The sequence below is a fragment of the Psychrobacter sp. NPDC078929 genome (genome assembly GCF_050267985.1).
Lineage (GTDB): Bacteria > Pseudomonadota > Gammaproteobacteria > Pseudomonadales > Moraxellaceae > Psychrobacter.
In genome coordinates this window covers 242671-261998 of record NZ_JBNNFX010000001.1, presented here as the reverse complement: position 1 = coordinate 261998, position 19328 = coordinate 242671, and the positions used below count along the sequence as shown (strand labels likewise).

The 19328-nt window shown below is 42.7% G+C and carries 17 protein-coding genes; 9 read left to right on the top strand and 8 right to left on the bottom strand.

The annotated features are described in order from the left end of the window. Nucleotides 1-92 precede the first annotated feature (92 nt). The gene (locus tag ACQKCG_RS01145) at nucleotides 93-1466 is read left to right on the top strand and encodes an NAD-dependent succinate-semialdehyde dehydrogenase (protein WP_101206310.1); all 1374 of its coding nucleotides are present in this window, start codon (nucleotides 93-95) and stop codon (nucleotides 1464-1466) included. A gap of 171 nt (nucleotides 1467-1637) precedes the next feature. Here the strand turns inward: ACQKCG_RS01145 and purN are convergent, their stop codons facing one another. Both purN and purM read right to left on the bottom strand, forming a co-directional pair. Further along, entirely contained in the window at nucleotides 1638-2354 is a 717-nt protein-coding gene (purN, locus tag ACQKCG_RS01140; RefSeq protein WP_101206311.1) for a phosphoribosylglycinamide formyltransferase, read from the bottom strand. Beyond that, the gene (gene purM / locus ACQKCG_RS01135) at nucleotides 2354-3415 is read right to left on the bottom strand and encodes a phosphoribosylformylglycinamidine cyclo-ligase (RefSeq protein WP_101206312.1); all 1062 of its coding nucleotides are present in this window, start codon (nucleotides 3413-3415) and stop codon (nucleotides 2354-2356) included. Before purM ends, purN begins: the two co-directional genes overlap by 1 nt. A gap of 517 nt (nucleotides 3416-3932) precedes the next feature. Between purM and ACQKCG_RS01130 the strand changes: the two genes are divergently transcribed. The 3 genes from ACQKCG_RS01130 (at nucleotide 3933) to ACQKCG_RS01120 (ending at nucleotide 6979) form a co-directional block, all read left to right on the top strand. Further along, nucleotides 3933-5039 (top strand): AI-2E family transporter, encoded by a 1107-nt coding sequence (locus ACQKCG_RS01130; RefSeq protein ID WP_057761151.1) that lies wholly within the window; start codon nucleotides 3933-3935, stop codon nucleotides 5037-5039. Nucleotides 5040-5368: 329 nt separating this feature from the next. Next, nucleotides 5369-6172 carry a DnaA regulatory inactivator Hda gene (hda, locus tag ACQKCG_RS01125; protein WP_420229410.1) on the top strand — a complete coding sequence of 268 codons (804 nt, stop codon included), beginning with the start codon at nucleotides 5369-5371 and terminating at the stop codon, nucleotides 6170-6172. Between the two features lie 102 nt (nucleotides 6173-6274). Next, nucleotides 6275-6979 carry a DUF2057 family protein gene (locus tag ACQKCG_RS01120; protein ID WP_427584956.1) on the top strand — a complete coding sequence of 235 codons (705 nt, stop codon included), beginning with the start codon at nucleotides 6275-6277 and terminating at the stop codon, nucleotides 6977-6979. Between the two features lie 118 nt (nucleotides 6980-7097). On the opposite strand, the gene ACQKCG_RS01115 is transcribed toward ACQKCG_RS01120, so the two are convergent. Then, nucleotides 7098-7583: a Dps family protein gene (locus ACQKCG_RS01115; protein WP_101206316.1), complete on the bottom strand. Its 486-nt coding sequence runs from the start codon at nucleotides 7581-7583 to the stop codon at nucleotides 7098-7100. Nucleotides 7584-7848: 265 nt separating this feature from the next. Then, nucleotides 7849-8508: a YcxB family protein gene (locus ACQKCG_RS01110; RefSeq protein ID WP_101206317.1), complete on the bottom strand. Its 660-nt coding sequence runs from the start codon at nucleotides 8506-8508 to the stop codon at nucleotides 7849-7851. Between the two features lie 498 nt (nucleotides 8509-9006). Between ACQKCG_RS01110 and serS the strand changes: the two genes are divergently transcribed. The 5 genes from serS to ACQKCG_RS01085 all read left to right on the top strand — a co-directional run bounded on the left by serS (nucleotide 9007) and on the right by ACQKCG_RS01085 (nucleotide 15064). Beyond that, nucleotides 9007-10293, top strand: a complete 1287-nt coding sequence (gene serS, locus ACQKCG_RS01105; protein ID WP_101206318.1) for a serine--tRNA ligase — start codon at nucleotides 9007-9009, stop codon at nucleotides 10291-10293. 295 nt (nucleotides 10294-10588) lie between these two features. Then, complete coding sequence (tkt, locus tag ACQKCG_RS01100) at nucleotides 10589-12586, top strand: transketolase (RefSeq protein WP_101206319.1); 1998 nt, start codon at nucleotides 10589-10591, stop codon at nucleotides 12584-12586. A gap of 270 nt (nucleotides 12587-12856) precedes the next feature. Continuing rightward, nucleotides 12857-13399 carry a hypothetical protein gene (locus ACQKCG_RS01095; protein ID WP_101206320.1) on the top strand — a complete coding sequence of 181 codons (543 nt, stop codon included), beginning with the start codon at nucleotides 12857-12859 and terminating at the stop codon, nucleotides 13397-13399. Nucleotides 13400-13527: 128 nt separating this feature from the next. After that, nucleotides 13528-13944 (top strand): hypothetical protein, encoded by a 417-nt coding sequence (locus tag ACQKCG_RS01090; RefSeq protein ID WP_101206321.1) that lies wholly within the window; start codon nucleotides 13528-13530, stop codon nucleotides 13942-13944. Between the two features lie 73 nt (nucleotides 13945-14017). Beyond that, the gene (locus ACQKCG_RS01085; RefSeq protein ID WP_101206322.1) at nucleotides 14018-15064 is read left to right on the top strand and encodes an NERD domain-containing protein; all 1047 of its coding nucleotides are present in this window, start codon (nucleotides 14018-14020) and stop codon (nucleotides 15062-15064) included. A 42-nt stretch (nucleotides 15065-15106) separates the two neighbouring features. Here the strand turns inward: ACQKCG_RS01085 and ACQKCG_RS01080 are convergent, their stop codons facing one another. From ACQKCG_RS01080 to ACQKCG_RS01065, 4 genes are all read right to left on the bottom strand, one after another. Then, entirely contained in the window at nucleotides 15107-16078 is a 972-nt protein-coding gene (locus ACQKCG_RS01080) for a peptide ABC transporter ATP-binding protein (RefSeq protein WP_057761132.1), read from the bottom strand. Beyond that, entirely contained in the window at nucleotides 16075-17142 is a 1068-nt protein-coding gene (locus ACQKCG_RS01075; RefSeq protein WP_228706759.1) for an ABC transporter ATP-binding protein, read from the bottom strand. Before ACQKCG_RS01075 ends, ACQKCG_RS01080 begins: the two co-directional genes overlap by 4 nt. 1 nt (nucleotide 17143) lies before the next feature. Next, nucleotides 17144-18058 carry an ABC transporter permease gene (locus ACQKCG_RS01070; protein WP_057761128.1) on the bottom strand — a complete coding sequence of 305 codons (915 nt, stop codon included), beginning with the start codon at nucleotides 18056-18058 and terminating at the stop codon, nucleotides 17144-17146. A 133-nt stretch (nucleotides 18059-18191) separates the two neighbouring features. Beyond that, complete coding sequence (locus ACQKCG_RS01065; RefSeq protein WP_101206323.1) at nucleotides 18192-19208, bottom strand: ABC transporter permease; 1017 nt, start codon at nucleotides 19206-19208, stop codon at nucleotides 18192-18194. Between the last annotated feature and the right edge of the window lie 120 nt (nucleotides 19209-19328).

Here is a 19328-nt window from a genome sequence, read left to right as displayed (position 1 = left end):
ATAATTAAAACTGTCACAGCAAAATAACTACAAGTGACAGTAAACCCGATTATAAATCCCAAATATAAATTCGAATAATAAGGACAGTAACTATGTCAGACATTACTACTATTAACCCAACCACGGGCGAAGAAATCAGTAACTACAATTATATGAGCAACGATGAAGTCAACAAGATTGTCGATGCTTCACATAACGCATTTCTAGAATGGCGTACAGTGAGCCATGAAGAACGTGGCCGTATCATCAAGTCTATCGGTGATAAGCTGATGGAATACAAAGAAGATCTGGCTAAGCTGATGACTGAAGAGCGCGGTAAGTTATATAGTCAGAGCATGCAAGAGATTGATCTCTGTAAAGCTATCTGTGATTACACTGCTGAAAATGGCGTCGCTTCTTTGGCTGATGATGTACGTGATATCGAAAGCATGAAAAAAGGGTTAGTGACGTATCAACCTATCGGTATCATCTATGGCATGCAGCCTTGGAATTTCCCAGCGTATCAAGTATTCCGTTATACCATCGCAAACTTGATGGCAGGTAACAGTGTTTTACTAAAACACGCATCTAACGTAACAGGCTCTGGTCTACTAATCGAAAAAATTCTTCATGAGTCTGAATTACCAAGTGATTTGTTCCGTACGATTATCATTGACCATGATCAATCAGAAGCATTGATTGGCAATGACAAAGTACGTGGCGTGACACTAACAGGTAGTGACAAAGCAGGCGTGATCGTTGGACAGCAAGCAGCTAAAGCAATTAAGAAAGCTGTATTAGAGCTAGGTTCAAACGATGCATTTATCGTATTAGAAGATGCAGATATCGAAACTGCAGTAGAAACTTGTACTCAAGCACGTTTAATCAACAACGGTGAAACTTGTGTAGCAGCCAAACGCTTTATCGTAGTTGATAGCGTATATGACGAATTCCGTAAGCGTATCGTTGAGAAATTTGAAGGTACTAAAGCGGGTGACCCAATGGATGATAGCTCAGATATCGGTCCATTAGCACGTGCAGATCTACGTAAGCAGCTACATGAGCAAGTAGAGCAAAGTGTGGCTAAAGGTGCAACGATTGCTGTTGGCGGTAAAGTACCTGAAGGTAAAGGTAGCTTCTATCCAGCAACTATCCTAGAGAACGTTGAAAAAGGTCAACCTGCATACGATGACGAACTATTTGGCCCTGTCGCTTCATTGATTCGTGCCAAAGATGAAGACGATGCAATGCGCATCGCTAACGACAGTCGTTATGGTCTAGGTGGCGCGATTTTCTCAAAAGACGAGGAGAAAGCTGTTCGTCTAGCACGTGAGCAGTTCGATACTGGTATGGTCTATATTAATGGTTATGGTCTTGCCAATCCTGCACTGCCATTTGGTGGCGTGAAAAACTCAGGCTATGGCCGTGAGCATGGCGGCTTCGGTATCAAAGAGTTTGTCAACATTAAAGCGGTTCATGTATTTTAAGAATGAACTAACTAGACAAATTACCTAAATAGATAACTATTTACGATTTTAAATGATAGTAAATAATAAACAGTTATCAAATAAAAAAGCCCAGTTGCTCGTAATGAGTAACTGGGATTTTTATTGAGCTATATAAAGTGGTATAAAAAGCAGCTTAATAAGCCGAGATTCTTATCCGTCTATAAGCAATTGCAAAGGCAACTTAGGTAGGTAAGTCTCCGTTTGCGATGATGTATTATTTGCTTCAAGTGACAATACGTTTTTTGCTTCAAGTGACAATACGTTTTTTGCTAACAGTAAAATCGTCCAAGGCAGCAATTGATGTTCAAGTTTCTGTACCCGTGACTGTAAGCTCTCTGCAGTGTCGTTAATATCGACATTCAATACAGCTTGAGTCAATACCTGACCCGCATCAAGCTCCGCTGTGACTTTATGAATACTACAACCGTGACGACGTTCACCCGCTTGTATGACCCGTTTATGAGTATCTAAACCCTTATAAACCGGAAGTAGAGAAGGGTGAAGGTTAATCATGGGCGCTGGTACATTGTCAATAAATGAGCCACTTAATACACGCATAAACCCAGCCAAGACGATCAAGTCAGGTTGCCATGCTATTAGCTGCTCGTTGGCATGGGTTTCAAACGTTTTAATGCCCATACGTTTACCACTAGCAACGTGTGACAATACCGCAACTGGAATATTGGCATCTTTAGCACGAGTCAATGCATAAGCATCTTCACGGTTACTGATAACACCAACGATTTCAATCGGTAGCGCACCTGCTTGCATTGCATTGATTAACACTTGCAGGTTGCTACCACTTCCTGAGACTAGAACAGCAATACGCAATGGTTTGATAGGCTGGCTTGCAGTATCAATTGACATTAACGGTACACCACTGCATCCGCCTGGTCATCAGTGCTGCGTTTGACCATTTCACCTAGTTGCCAAGCTGTCTCGCCTGCATCAGTCAAGGTCTGGATAGCAGCTTCTGCTTTGTCTTTTGGCATAACGATGACAAAACCAACGCCGCAGTTAAAGGTACGGTACATTTCACTCTGTGCGATATTACCTTGGGTCTGTAGCCAAGTGAATAGCTCTGAGAACTGCCAGCTATTGGTATCGATGCTAGCCGCTAGGTTATCAGGTAGTACACGTGGTAAGTTATCCGTTAGACCACCGCCTGTGATGTGTGACATCGCATGTAAGGCTGAGCTACCAAGCGTGTCTTGTAATGCTTTGATTGCTTTTACATAGATACGGGTAGGAGCCATTAGAGCGTCTTGAATAGGCTGACCGTCTAGTTGCTCGTCACTACTCGTAACATCCACACCGCTAACTTCGATGACTTTACGAACCAATGAGTAGCCGTTTGAGTGTGCGCCACTTGAGGCAAGTGCAATCAGTACGTCGCCTTCTGCGACATTTTCACCAGTGACGACTTCTGCTTCTTCAACCACACCTACACAAAAACCAGCTAGATCGTAATCATCATCTTGATACATGCCTGGCATTTCAGCAGTTTCACCACCGATAAGCGCACAGTTAGCTAACTTACAACCATCGCCAATACCAGTCACGACAGTCGCCGCTACATCAACATCTAGCTTACCAGTTGCATAGTAGTCTAAAAAGAATAATGGCTCTGCGCCGCAAACCAGTAGATCATTGACGCACATCGCGACCAAATCAATACCAATCGTGTCATGACGGTTCAGCTGTAGCGCCAGTTTTAGTTTGGTGCCGACACCATCAGTGCCAGAAACCAATAATGGTGAGGTATAACCTGTTGGGATACGGCATAACGCACCAAAACCGCCAAGTCCACCCACGACTTCAGGACGAGTAGTGGCTTTTGCAACGGACTTGATTCGCTGAACCAAAGCATCGCCTGCATCGATATCAACACCGGCATCTTTGTAGCTTAAAGAAGGCTTGTCACTCATAGTCATCTCACAGTTGGGGATAGATAATTGGGATTAGAAGGTAAAGTAATTGAGCACGCAAAAATCAGCGTTATAAAGTTCAAAAGCAAAGTTTAAAGACAGTGCGCGCATTATACCCAAAAACAGACCGTACTCGCAAAGCAACTTGCCAATATTTGACTAAGATTTGCATTAAGTGGCAAATAAGCCGTTAAGAAACAAAAAATGACTGATTTTTTGTTGTACTCTGCGATAATAGAACGCTAAATTTATTGTCAATAATGGCCTTAATAAAAGTTCAAATGTGATTGACAGAATAAAAAATACTAAACATAAATTTATTAAGAATCAGGCTTTTTAGGAACTTTGATACGTCTCAGTCTAGCTAGCTAAAACTAATGAGAAAAGAAAGCAATTCGCTTAGTGATACATCGTGATGGTTATAGTTATATCATTTAGTAATCGCTATTACTGACTCCCTGTCACTTTTTCAAACCTGTCACTTTTTTAACCTCGTCCAACTATAGGATTACTTGCCATGATGAACCAACCAATAGATCCTTTTTTTCGGCGTTTATTTATTGTCGTGGCGTTAGTTGTGGCTGTGTTTCTTTTGTATTTAATGATGCCCGTCATCGTGCCCTTCGTTTTTGCCTTTATGCTGGCCTACCTATTTAATCCTCTAGTCAAGCGCCTATCAAAATACATCAAGCGCTGGGTCGCGATTATTATCGTCTACTCAACGATTACTTTGGGGATGGCGTTATTATTATGGTGGTTGGTACCGACATTGTGGCATCAGCTGCAAGCGGCGTGGGATTATTTGCCAAAGATATTTAATTGGTATAACCAAGTAGTACGAGAGTGGTTCAATAGTAATACTCGTATCAAATTGCCCCAATTAGAGTCTAAAGAGTTTTCCGATACTCTCGTCGATTATATGCAAACGAACTATAAGTTCGCTGATGCTAGCACCATGATGAGCCAAATACTGACCTCAAGTATGAACTTCATCAATAATGCAGGTCTTATTGTATTAGTACCTATTTTAACCTTTTACTTCCTATTTAATTGGGATCAGCGTTTGCATAACTGGAAAATGGCGATACCAGGTGCTTACTGTCAAAAAGTGACTGAAATAGCCAAAGAATGTGATCTAGCATTAATGGCATTTATCAAAGGTCAATTGTTGGTAATGGTATTGCTAGGCGCTATTTATGCTGTACAGTTACAGCTCATTGGGCTAGAGCTTGGGCTTATCATTGGTATGGTAGCAGGCATTGCCAGTTTTGTGCCGTACTTAGGATTCGGCATTGGTTTTATCGCAGCTATTATCGCCTGCCTATTTCAGTTCGGATTGGACTGGACGTATTTGTCATTGGTCGTAGGGGCGTTCTTGATTGGACAAGCTGCAGAAGGTTATATCCTACAGCCATTGCTGTTAGGTGATAAGATTGGTCTATCGCCATTGTGGGTTATATTTGCCGTATTGGCAGGTGCCAGTCTATTAGGTTTCGTCGGTATGCTAATCGCCTTGCCAGTATCCGCTGTCTTAAACGTCCTGTTCCGCCATTTATACAACTACTATCGAACCACTGACTTTTATAAAGGCCGTAAACAACTGGCACTGTTTGAAAAAAGATAATTATCTTATTATTGAATACACTAGATAAAGATTGATATCTAATATCAAGATAGGAACGCAATGATTGATAAGGCTTAATGGGTAAAAGACTTGTCAGTCATTTTGTAAATATGTTATATATAGGCACAGTGTTGATAGTATCAACCGTTTTGGTACCAGCTTTCCTAAATTTGTTTTCGATAAAGCGACTAACCAATTTTTGCAAAGGCTATAGGGCCATCACTTACAGTTATATCGGCTAGTATTGACAGTAATGAATACAGCTCAAAGTAACCTTTCTTTTTCTATTATATTTTTCCATTGCACTACGCAACACGAGTTGATGATTCATGGCAGAAGCACAGCTAAGTCTCAATCTGGACATTAAGCATGATGCAAGTCTCAGCGACTTTGCCGGTCCCGGTTGGATGTCGATTATCGATGCAGTACGGCAGTTACATGTCGGCCTGATCGGTCAACTATATCTGTTTGGTAGCCCTGCTACAGGTAAGTCCCATTTGCTGTCTGCTATTTGCGAGTCATTTATCGAGATGGACAAATCGGCTATTTGTTTGTCCCTTAATGAGCTGATTCATACAGATGTCCACGTACTATCATCGTTAGAAAACTTTGATCTGATTGCTATCGATGATTTGGAAGTGCTTGAGCAAAGCAGTCAGTGGCAAGAAGCTTTATTTCATCTGATTAATCGTAGTCGAGAAGGGCAACGCCAGTTATTGTTTGCCGCTAATAAACCAGCCGACGACTTACCATTTCAGTTAAGAGATTTAATGACGCGTTTGGCACAAGCACCGACCTTTAAAGTGCCTACTGGTCATGATTTTGCAGATAGACAAGCATTATTACAGTCTATTTTGCGTCGACGTGGATGGCAGTTTGACGATCGAATTATTGATCATTTATTGACCGATGGACCGCATCGTATCGGTGCGATGATGGAAGTACTTAATTATATTCAACCAATGTTCTCTAACCTTGGTCGCAGTAATATCTCAAAAGCAGTCATAAGTGATGCTTTGCGCACCATCGATGAGCAGACGCTTGCCGCGGAACTGGCGGATATCGCTCAAGAGACACAAGTAGATAATGACACGCCTGATCAAGACCAACATACGATGCCACTTGATTTTTAGCAGCAAAACTCTTAGCAGTAAGACCTTTAGCAGCAAAAAATGAATAGCCGTAAGAATACGAATCTTTTGTCCAACTCGCTTTTACTATTAATGGAATAACTTATGAAATCGAATACTTTTTTGCTAAAGAAATTAACGATAGGCACGTTGTTGGTAGGTGCTGCCTCGGTCTCTATGTTGTCACAGGCAGCGGTTACTCTACAGGTTGATGACCATATCAAAGTAACTGCTATTAATGGGCAGGAAATTCAGCAGAGCGCTTTTCAGCCGCTGCAAAAAACATTTACGTTACAGCCTGGACAACATGCTATTACTGCTAAGTATGACCGTTTATATAACTTGCGTCGAGATGAGCATGATTATTTGCGTTCAGGTAATGTCAGTGTGACGGCACAATTGGCCGACAATCAAACATATCGTTTGACTATGCCTAATCAACCAGAAGATTATGAAGCTGCTAGAGAATATGCCAAGCAGCCTACGCTCGCTGTGCAACAAAACAATACTGTCATTGCTAGCCAGCAAAGTATGGCCGGTAACCAAGGTGGTTTATTTTCAGGCCTTGGTAAAGCGCTAGGCGGCGTGTTCGGCGGTGCAGGTGATGCAGAGTTACAGAACCAACGTGCTATCGCCTCTTTAGATCAACCAGCAGTAAATGCTACTAGCAACGTCAACACTGGCACGACCACTGTTAAGCAAACATCTAGCGTAAATACTTCTACTAGTACGTTAGATACGTTTATGCAAGTATGGCTACAAGCCACGCCTGCTGAACGTGAAAAAATGCGTCAATGGATCGAAAAATAAAACAGTCTTTTCTAAAAGATAGACAATAAAAAAGCACCTAATTAGGTGCTTTTTTATTATTTAGTATTTGATGATCATTAGGCTTATTAAAATTTAGCCTAGTAAAATCTAACGATTCTTAACCCAAAAACGCGTTATACATCCATACCAGTTTTTCTTGCTCTTGTACGTAAGCATCGATTAGGTCAGCTGAACCTTGGTCTTCGCTCTCTTCTGCTAACGCTGATACTTGGCGTTGCTCTGCAATTAACGCTTGTAAGCCAGTGACTACGCCTTTGACACAGCTTGTGCCATCTTTGACGTTTTTGTCTTCACTAATACTAGTATGCTGCGTAAAATCGCTATAAGCGTGAAGTGGTGTACCACCCAAAGTCAAGATACGCTCAGCGATTTCATCAATTTGTAATTGTAGTGACGTATATAGCTCTTCAAATTGTGGATGCAAAGTAAAGAAATGCTCACCTTTTACATTCCAGTGATAGCCACGTACGTTTAGATAAAACACGTGATACGTCGATAGTAGGTTGTTTAACTTGGCGATGACTTCGCTCATGTCTGCTTTTTCTAGACCGATCTGGTTAGTAGCATTGTTAGAATTGCTCATAGTATTGTCCTTATAGTGTGAGTGTAGTTATATGATAATAAATAAAGAAGAATAAAGACTCTAATCAATTGAAATACAGCGAAAATACTTTAGTTTTTATCTGTAGCTATCAATATAAACTCTATCTCTTCCTTTGATGCTTATAATAATAGCAAACTATTATTAATAAGTTAAATTTAATAAATACAATTTTACGATTGGTTTTATAAAACTAAAACCAAGTCTCTTTACTGTTTTTCTAAACGATAGAGAGACCTCATTACATTTACGCTGGTGGCTGCAAGTTTTCAGGATTTAAGCCTTTAACGGGAACCACTTCTTGTAAATGTTGACGTATCGTATCGATAGGAAACTTCTGTGCTTGCAAGCGTTTCGGTACGATTTGGCTACCTTGCTGACCTTTTAGCTCAAACATCATAAAGATATAGTCGTCAGTCTCATCCCAGCTCTTGATAGAGGTCCAAGGAATAACCGCTTGCTGAGTTGCGCCTGCACGCATTTGCATACCGCGCATTTGCGAGTTTTTCATCATATCAGGCTGGTTGCTTGGCATCGCCATGACTAGACCATGCTTTTGTACACCTAACTTCATTTGGCGCATTTCATCTGGCATCTCTTGGTCGGCCACTTGTTTGTCAAACTCTCTTTTTACGTACCATTTAAAACCTAAAGTACGCGCCAATAGATATATCACCACACCAACCAGCATTAACCAAAAGATAATGGTTGAATAGCCTGTTACAAAGATAAGTCCTGCAATAGCAAGTACCACAACCACTGCCATGATGATCCACTCTTTGGTCTTAAAGCTTGATAAACCAAAAGACGGGCTGGCACTGGCAAACAGTTCATACTGTGCTTGGTGGAATTCAGCCTCAGTTAGGTTTAAGGCGACAGGTTGGAGCGTGTAGGGGTACAGGGCCATAAAGGTTTCTCAAATACTTATATTAAAAGCGTTGGATTAAAACTGCCAAAGCGAAGCAGCGATGCCGTACTTGGCTAGACGTGAATAAAGGTATGCGCTTATCTTACCGAAAAGTACTCCTAAATGAAACATATAAGCAAGACTGTTCACGGATAGATGTCATATTAATGACGTAGTTCAAGCTCTATACTCAGCTTATTCAGACTAGACGAAAGCAAAAGTGAGCAATTAAAAACATAATAACTTGCTATAAGCGATTAGCATAATGAACAAAAGCTAGTGAGAGTCAGCCAAAAACAGGGAAAAGTAGCCAAAGATATCCAAAACATGGTCAAATCTGCCGTGTCTTGGTATTATAGCGACTACAAGATATGTTGATATAAAACATAACGTCATAGCCAGTTATCACAAAGACCGTGATAGCGATGTGCTAGGCAATTACCCTATTAATAATACTTTTAAACCTTTTACTCACCTTTAGTGTTACAGGCAACTACTATGATTGATCCGAAACTCTTACGCGGCGATTTAAGCGACCTACAGCAGCAGCTAGCCACCCGTGGTTATGAGCTTGATATGGAGTTCTGGCAGACGATTGAAAACGAGCGCAAGTCTCTACAAGTAAAAACCGAAGAGTTGCAATCGCGCCGCAATGCTGGTGCTAAGCAAGTAGGTGCCCTAAAAAAATCAGGCGAAGATGCCAGTGAGCTATTGGCTGAGATGCAAAGCGTTAGCGGTGAGATTAAAGCTGCGGAAGACGAGCTACGTACGCTACAAGAGCGCATCACTCAAGCGGCTTTGCAAATTCCGAATATTCCGGCGGCGGATGTACCAGTCGGTACGTCAGAAGAGGATAACGTAGAAGTGCGCAAATGGGGCACGCCGCGTACGTTTGATTTTGAAATTCAAGATCATACTCATATCGGTGAGACGCTTGGTATGCTGGACTTTGAGGCAGCGACTAAGTTGACTGGAAGCCGTTTTAACGTGCTAAAAGGTCAATTGGCACAATTGCATCGCGCACTAATTCAATTCATGTTGAACACGCATACTATGAAGTACGGCTATCTTGAGACCTATGTACCTTATATCGTCAATAGCGATAGCTTGAAAGGTACGGGTCAGTTGCCTAAGTTTGAAGATGATTTGTTTAAGCTAAGCAATCACACTAATAACGATGAGATGGATTTTTATTTGATCCCAACCGCTGAAGTACCAATGACCAATTTGGTACGTGGTGAGCGTTTGGATATTAAAGAGTTGCCATTAAAGTTCACGGCGCATACGCCATGTTTCCGTAGTGAAGCAGGTTCACATGGGCGTGATACTCGCGGTCTGATTCGTCAGCATCAGTTTGAAAAAGTGGAAATGGTCAATGTCGGTACTAGCGATCAGTCCGATGACCTATTAGAAGCGATGACAGGACAGGCTGAATATATTTTGCAGCAGTTGAACTTGCCATACCGCACGGTACAGCTATGTACTGGCGATATGGGTTTTGCTGCACAAAAGACCTATGACATCGAAGTATGGCTACCAAGCCAAGATACCTATCGTGAAATCTCTAGCTGCTCTAACTGTGGTGATTTCCAAGCGCGCCGTATGGGTACGCGTGTCAAAGATGGCAAACAAACTAGCTTGGCTCATACTTTGAACGGTTCAGGTTTGGCCGTGGGTCGTACGCTACTAGCAGTGATGGAAAACCATCAAAATGCTGATGGCAGCATTACGATTCCAGAAGTATTACGTCCGTTTATGGGCGGTACTGAGACTATTTCAGTTTAATAGATTGACTATAAGTAATGAGCTGCTTGTCACTTAGGTCACTCGCAGCTTATTATTTATAACTTAAATTGAAATATATAACTGTCTATCGTTTAACAAAACTGATGTGAGTCATTGCTAAATATAAACGGTCTTGTCACCGCATTTTTGGCTAGGCTCATAGCAAATATGTTAATATTGCATTTTTATTTTATAGCCTATCCATTGAGGACGCCTGCCGCGTTTTTGGTGGATTATCCTCTGAGTAAACTCTCATCTTATCTTTATACTACTCATTCGAATATTAGGACACTCTATGCCAGCTCCAATTAGCGAACGTAAACTAGCCAATGCCATCCGTGTACTGTCGTTTGACGCGGTTCAAAAAGCCAACTCTGGACATCCGGGTGCGCCAATGGGTATGGCTGATATTGCCGAAGTTTTGTGGCGCAAATTTTTGAAGCACAATCCAGCAGATCCTAATTGGCACAACCGTGATCGCTTTGTACTGTCAAACGGTCATGGCTCGATGCTTATTTATTCATTGCTACATTTATCAGGTTACGATGTGAGCGTTGATGACCTAAAAGGTTTCCGTCAGCTGCATTCAAAAACCCCAGGGCATCCTGAACTTGGTTATACGCCTGGTGTAGAAACGACGACTGGTCCACTAGGACAAGGTATTGCTAATGCGGTTGGTTTTGCGATCGCAGAGAAGACACTTGCCGCACAGTTCAACCGTGAAGGCCATAATATCGTTGATCACCATACCTATGCATTCTTAGGCGATGGTTGCTTAATGGAAGGTATCAGTCATGAAGTTTGCTCGCTCGCTGGCACACTAGCTCTTGGCAAACTGGTATTCTTCTATGATGACAATGGTATCTCAATCGATGGTAACGTCGAAGGCTGGTTCACCGATGATACCGAAGCGCGTTTTGAGTCTTACGGCTGGCAAGTGATCAAAGTCGATGGTCATGATACTGATGCAATCACGCAAGCGACTGAGCAAGCCATTGCAGAGACTGCTAAGCCAAGTCTAATTATTTGTAAAACCACGATCGGTGCTGGTAGCCCGAACAAACAAGGTCTAGCCGCCAGTCATGGTGCACCACTTGGTGATGATGAAATCGCCTTGACTCGTGATGCGCTATCTTGGAAGCATGCCCCATTTGAATTAGATGACGAAATCTATGAAGCGTGGGATGCTAAAGCCAAAGGCGACGTACAGCAAAAGAATTGGGATGCAGACTTTGAAGCATATAAGAAAGCCTATCCAGAGCTTGCAGCAGAACTATCACGCCGCCTAAATGGCGAATTGCCTGCTGACTTTGCTAGCCAAGCGCAAGCTTATATTCAGCAAACGCAAGAAGCGGGTGGTGATGTTGCTAGTCGTAAAGCCAGTCAAAATGCTATCAACAGCTTGCAGCCACTATTGCCAGAACTATTGGGTGGTTCAGCAGATTTAGCGGGCTCAAACCTTACGCTATTTAAAGGCGCGAAAGGCATCGAAAAAGACGCTGACGGTAACTATATCTATTACGGTGTGCGCGAATTCGGTATGACTGCGATTGCCAACGGTATTGCATTGCATGGCGGCTTTATTCCTTACGTCGCGACGTTCCTGATGTTTATGGAATACGCACGTAATGCGGTACGCATGGGCGCGTTGATGAAGCAGCGTGTCATCCATGTCTATACGCATGACTCTATCGGTCTGGGTGAAGATGGCCCAACGCATCAGCCAGTTGAGCAATTGACTAGCCTACGTACCACGCCAAACCTACGTACATGGCGTCCTTGTGATGCGACTGAATCTGCAAGCGCATGGGTAGAAGCAATCAAATCAGAAAACAACCCATCAGCATTGATCTTTAGTCGTCAGAGCTTGCCACATCAAGCACGTGATAGCGAGCAAGTAGTGAACATCACCAAAGGTGGTTATGTACTGGCAAAAGAACAAGGTGAGCTACAAGCTATCATCATCGCCACTGGTTCAGAAGTTGGCCTAGCGATGGAAGCGTATGAAGCCTTGAGCGCAAATGGTGTTGGCGTCCGTGTGGTCTCTATGCCATGTGCTGAGATTTTCGTTGAGCAAGATGCTAGCTATCGTGAAGCCGTATTACCTGCCAATATCCGTGCTCGCGTCGCAGTCGAAGCCGCGCATGTAGATTACTGGTATAAATTCGTTGGTCTAGATGGCAAAGTCATCGGTATGACGACTTATGGCGAATCTGCTCCTGCTAGTGATTTGTATAAAGAGTTCGGTATCACGACTGACGCTGTGGTCGAAGCAGTAAATAGTTTGGTGTAATCAACCTGACTTAGTTTTTGTTAAAAAAAGAGCCATCAGAGAAATCTGGTGGCTCTTTTTATGGCTTAATCTTTGACTTTTCTTTTGGTCTGCTTTCATCAATATGGCTATCGGTAAAATAACTGCTGCAATCAGTACTAAATTCTGTGCCTCAACATGATGATTTAGTGGTAAATTAGAATGGACTGATTGCTCATAAAGCTAAGTTTTATTTCTTGTGCATCTCTCATGTAAAAATAAATTATATGACTATAGAACTGGAAAAATTAGATGGATAGTATCGAGCTGGCAAATGCTATTACATGGCTAAAACAGATTGAACTAAGTGAAGGCTTGATAGCAGCCTGCATAATCGGAACATTTGGACTGTGCGGTATTCTCATTACTAAGAGAGCTGAACGCAAGAAGGAGTATGAAGCCTTTTTGAGAATAAAGTTTGAGGAAGTAGTTTTTAGATTGGTTGATTTTGCAGCCATTATTCAGGAAGTTCAATCCAAAAGTTTTTCAAGAAATTGCGATGAAGCTTTAGATGTTGATGAATTTTACAGAGAAGGTGGCAAGATAGAAATATTGATAGCTTTATATTTTCCAGAGCTTGAGAAAAAATATGAGTTGTTTTTAAATGCAGGGGGAGACCTGATAAATGCACAGCAGGAATATGAAGCTAATCCTAACGATAGTACTTTAGATGTACTTAAACAGCTTGATGAAGAGTATGATCGGGTTTATAAGAGTTTTTATAAACATATCAAATCATGTTCTTCTACTTATGCCAAGCCTTTAAAGCATCGTAAGAGAGTGCTGATTAATTAAGTTTAAAGAGTCTTGGTATTACGCCTAGTACATTCTATAACCATTCTAAAGATCGCTACCATGTCCCTAAAATCCTCCTTTAAAGGTTTCCTAGGCGAAACCAAAAATTATAAAGGCTGGATATAAAGATGAATATCGTGCATCAAAAAGTAGCTATCTATAACAATAAAATTAAAGAAAGTGCTGAGTTAATATTTGAAAGCTATTCGGATTCTTCTGAAAATGTTGGGCTAACTCTTGTATTGGCTGAACTTGGCAGGTATCAATTTCAAGATAGTGATTTTTATAAGGCTTTATTCGGACTAAGGGCACTATTAGAGCCTAAAAACATTGTTATATGTATCAATGGATGTAGATTAGATTTTGTCTGCTCAAGTATGGGGCAGCAAATGTCACAAGGAAAAGTTGGCTATATAATTGAAATAGGAAAGCGAGCAACCAATAGGGCTCGAACTTTTGATCGTTGTGATGATGAAAGTAAATTAACCACAGTAAATAAGCAAATGGACTATATCAGACAATGGAGTGAGTCGCTAAAAGGTTAGTTTACTGGTTATATTAAATGAATATTTGGTGTAAGTGCCAATTAAGTAGATACTATCGATAGAGTAAGAAACAATGTCCCTAAAATCCAGCTTTAAAGGTTTCCTAGGTGAAACCGTCATTAATGTCGCCATGTGGCTAAAGCTTGAAAAAGACGTCTACCACCGATTAAACGGTATTACCTTGCCACGAGCTAATGGTGGCAGTACCCAGATTGATCATATCATCGTCTCTATATACGGCATCTTTGTCATCGAAACCAAAAACTATAAAGGCTGGATATATGGTAGCGAGAACCAAAGACAGTGGACGCAAGCCTTCCCAAATGGAAGTAAATTCAAATTCCAAAACCCATTGCGCCAAAACTACTTGCACATTAAGACGCTCGCAGATTTATTAGGCTTGGAGTTGAGCTACTTTCATTCGATGATTGCTTTTATCGGTGAGTGCGAATTAAAAACCCGCGATGAGTTGCCCGAGTATGTATTGACGAGTGGTATGGTGTCTTATGTGAAGGAAAAGCAAAATAAGATACTCACTGAAGATGAGGTTGCATCTATCGTTGCGCAGATTAATAGCAATAGATTTAGTAAGTCTTGGCGCACCAATCGAGAGCATAAAGCCTATCTAAAAGACAAGCATAGCAATTCAAGCAAAAATACAAATAAGCAGCCTAGCGATAATACTAATGATAAACCAGTTGCTAAAGTGGCTCATGAGTCTATACCAGAGCCGATAGTAAAAGAGACCGCTAAACGAGCTATTCTAAAAAGTAGGGAAGTGCATCGATGGTCGGGTCAGACTGACATTGAATCTAGCGATTTACCAATTGATAGTATGGACACTCAGCAGGCAGATATTCAGCATACAATTACATCGCACGATATTGCTGATAAGGTTTTTCTTACGCCGTTTGAGATCGTAGAATCTGAGCCAAAAGTTAATGAACCTGCGACAATTGAGGTGATAGACCATACAGCTGATTTAATTCAAACGCCAACCTGCCCGAGATGTAACGGTGAGATGATCAAGCGCGTGGCAAAAAAAGGCCTGAATCAAGGTCAGACCTTTTTTGGTTGTAGCAAATTTCCTAAGTGCCGCGGTGTGGTTAATATTGATTAGTCGTTAATCATCTTAACCTTAATCATTTTAACCTTAGTCACCTTAACCATATATCTCTTCTAAACGTAAACAAGCAACCAATCGACCGTCCCATTCGCGCAGTTGCGGCTCTATTTCGCTGCATTGCTGCTTGGCATAGGGACAGCGTTTATGTAGGGCGCAACCACTTGGTGGATTGAGCGGACTTGGCAGCTCACCTTGTAGGGTTAAGTCATTCTTATGACCATTTACCGTTGGGGCAGCAGCCAATAGGGCGATGGTATAGGGGTGCTTTGGCGCATTATAAATCGCTTCTTTGGGGCCGTGTTCAACAGCTTGACCCAAATACATCACCATCACATCATCAGCGACGTGGCGCACGACCGACAAATTGTGCGAGATGAAAACGTAAGCGGTACGATACTCATCCTGCAAATCCATAAATAGATTTAAGACTTGCGCCTGAATAGATACATCGAGTGCGGAAGTTGGCTCATCAGCGACGACGATTTTAGGGTTGAGCATCATGGCGCGGGCGAGGGCAATACGTTGACGCTGACCACCCGAAAACATATGCGGATAACGACCAGCGTGTTCGGGACGTAGACCGACATGTCTCATCATCTCGTTGATTTTGTCGCGCTTTTCCTCTTTAGACAGTTTGGTATGGATATCCAATGGTTCTGTCAATTGATAGCCAATGGTATGACGCGGATTTAAGCTACCATAAGGATTTTGAAAGACCATTTGAATTTCAGTACGCAGCTCTTTTAGCGCTTTTCTGCTATAGCCTGTGGTGCCTTCATCGTTGATAAATAGCTCACCATGTGTAGGCGATTCGATCAGTGTCAACTGGCGGGCAAGGGTGGATTTTCCGCAGCCTGACTCACCAACTACGGCCAATGTCTTGCCAGCTTCAAGCTCGAATGAGACGCCATTGAGCGCTTTTACGTAGGCCTTTGCTTTGCCCAGACCTTGTGATACTGGGTAGTGCTTGTGTAGATTGTCTGCTTTTAGGACCACTTTATTACTCATACTTGTGACTCCAGGGTAGCAGCGTGAGAGGGGCGAGAGGTAATATTAGAATCAATACAACGCACCTTGCCATTGGGCGTATCTAAAATAGGTGGCGGTACTTCGCAAGCAGGCTCTTTATAAGGGCAACGAGGAGACAACAAGCAACCAGCTGGCCGGTCATATTGACTTGGCACGACACCGGGCAAGCTGTTTAGACGGTCTTGACCGATAGCGAGCTCTGGGATGGCTTGCAGTAATGCCTCGGTATAAGGATGAGCAGGATTTTGGAAAATCTCCGGTACGGTACTGGTTTCTACCACTTGTCCCGCATACATAACCGCGACATCACGCGAGTTTTGCGCGACAAGGCCCAAATCGTGGGTAATTAATACCATCGCCATTTGTTTTTCGCGTTGCAATCGGCTCAGCAAATCCATGATCTGCGCTTGTACCGTGACATCGAGCGCAGTGGTTGGCTCATCTGCGATAAGCAGTTTTGGCTCACAAGCAATGGCCATCGCAATCATAACCCGTTGACTCATACCGCCTGATAGCTGATGCGGATAGACTTTGAGACGGTTTTTGGCATCGGGCATTTCGACCAACTCTAGCAGTTCTAAGATGCGTGTTTGTACCGCTGCGCCTCGTAAACCAAGATGCTTGCGTAGAACTTCACCTAGCTGCATCTCAACCGTAAAGCTTGGATTTAGGCAAGACATAGCGTTCTGAAAAATCATAGAGATATCTTTGCCAATGATGCCGCGTCTCTCTTTGGCTGACATACTAAGCATGTCTTTATTGTCAAATACCACTCGCTGTGCACGAACGGTCGCAGAAGGTGGCAATAACCCCATCAGCGCCATCATGGTGACTGATTTACCTGAGCCAGATTCACCAACGACAGCGATGACCTCACCTTGGGTAATCTTTAGCGACACATCATCGACTGCGCGAAAGGCACGCACCCCTTGTCCAAAAGTGACCGACAGGTTTTCGATATCTAACAGCAATGGTGCGTCTTTTGTTGATGCACCATTCATAGACGTATGAGTGATAGGCGTATTAATTAATGGTTCAGTCATCTTAAGTCACCTGCTTTAATTTAGGATCTAGCGCATCGCGTAAGCCATCACCAGTCAGGTTAATCGATAGTGCAGCTAAGAAGATAGCGACACCCGGCCAGATTGCTAGCCAAACATTACTTTGAATATATTGACGTGCCGTACCTAGCATCGCGCCCCATTCGGCATCAGGTGGCTGTACGCCAAAACCTAGGAAACCAATCGCACCCGCTTCTAAAATAGCAGACGAGAAAATCATCGTTGCCTGTACGATAAGCGGTGCCATACAGTTGGGCAAAATGGTGATAAACAACAATCTGAGCACGCCAGCGCCCATCACTTGTGAGGCAATAAAATACTCACGTTGTAGCTCTACCATTGCTGTGGCACGAGTCAGACGAATAAAAGGCGGTGTACAGACCAGTGCGATCGTAATAATCGTATTGGTCATAGAAGGACCTAAGATAGCGGCAATGATAATCGCCAATAGCAAGCTCGGATATGACATCAGAATATCATTGACCAACATGACCGCCTTGCCCCAGACCTTTGGCCAAAATGCTGCACTCAGACCTAAAGAAATACCAACCAACATCGCCAGAGTCGTCGCGCTTAGACCGATAAATAATGAATAACGCGCGCCATACATCACTCGAGACAATGTATCTCGGCCTGCATCATCAGTGCCTAGCCAAAACATCGCATTGCCGCCATCTAAAAAGGCAGGTGGCAATTGCTCTTGACCGGTGAACAGCTCGTAAGGATCGTGAGGGGCAATAGCAGGCGCAAGTATGGCAACTAGAACCATCAATGCCAGTACGATAAAACCAATCACGGCGCCTTTGTTTCGGCAGAACGTCGATAAAAATAGCTGCCAAGATGACGGCGGTGTGGCTGCCATCAGATTGACATCAGAGGGGAGAACAGAAGGCTTCATGAGCATTTCCTATAGTGGCTAGCGCAGTGACATTTTTTAGAATCTTATTCATAAAAAAGTACTAAGCATTGCTAAAACTTCACTTGAGCGCTAATCATCACTATTTATAATGTGAGTATTTATTAATGTTAAATTAAGAAGTATGGCGAATACGTGGATTGATCAGACCATACAAAATATCAATAAATAAACTAACCAAAATCAGAGCGGTGGCGACCAATAAAATACCATTTTGTACAATAGGGTAGTCACGAGTGAAAAACCCATCGAGTAGCCAATTACCAACGCCTGGCCAACTAAAGATAGTCTCGGTAATAATGGCACCTGCGAGTAATGTCGCCATCTGTAGGCCAACGACGGTAACCACAGTAATCAAGGCGTTACGCATGACATGAACCAGTATTACTCGGCGTGGAGATAAGCCTTTGGCTCGTGCTGTACGCACATAGTCTTCATCTAATACCTCTAGCATTGCAGAGCGTGTCATCCGCGCAATCATCGCTAACGGAATGGTCGATAAGGCTATAGAGGGCAATATAAAGTGTTTGACCACGTTCCAAAACGCGCCAGGCTCTCCTGAGATTAGTGAGCCGAGTAACCATGACCCATACAGTGGTTGCACATCTAAAAACTGTGCGACAGATATCACCCCAGCGACGGGCAGTAGACCTAAATAATGAGCGAAGATACCAGTCAGGATAGGGCCCAATAAATAGATGGGCATAGAGTATCCTGCCAACGCGCCTGACATGAGGGTGTAATCAATCCATGTACCACGGCGCAGGGCAGCAAAGATGCCTAAGCTAACACCAATAACACTAGCGATGACAATAGCGCATAACGCCAACTCTAAAGTAGGAACAAAGTGAGCAAAGAAGTCTTGTAGTACGGGCGTACGAGTACGAAAGGACTGACCGAAATCACCCGTTAAGATGCCAGTCAAATAATCCCAATACTGGGCAACGAGTGGTTTGTCTAATCCTAGCCTTTCTAGGGCACGAGCATGTAGCTCGGGATCGACCATACGCTCGCCCATCATAATCTCTACCGCATCTCCAGGTACGAGACGAATCAGAGTAAAAGTCGATAGCGTTAGGCCAAGATAGACGGGTATTAAAATGGCAATACGACGCAGAATATAAAGTAGCATGGGCTGCTCAATAGTTGTGGTTCAATGATTAGAGTATTAGCGATGATGAAGAGATCCGTGACAAAGTGCTTAATTCATATTGTTCATATAAGTGCGGCTGGAGCAGAGTATCTGACCCAG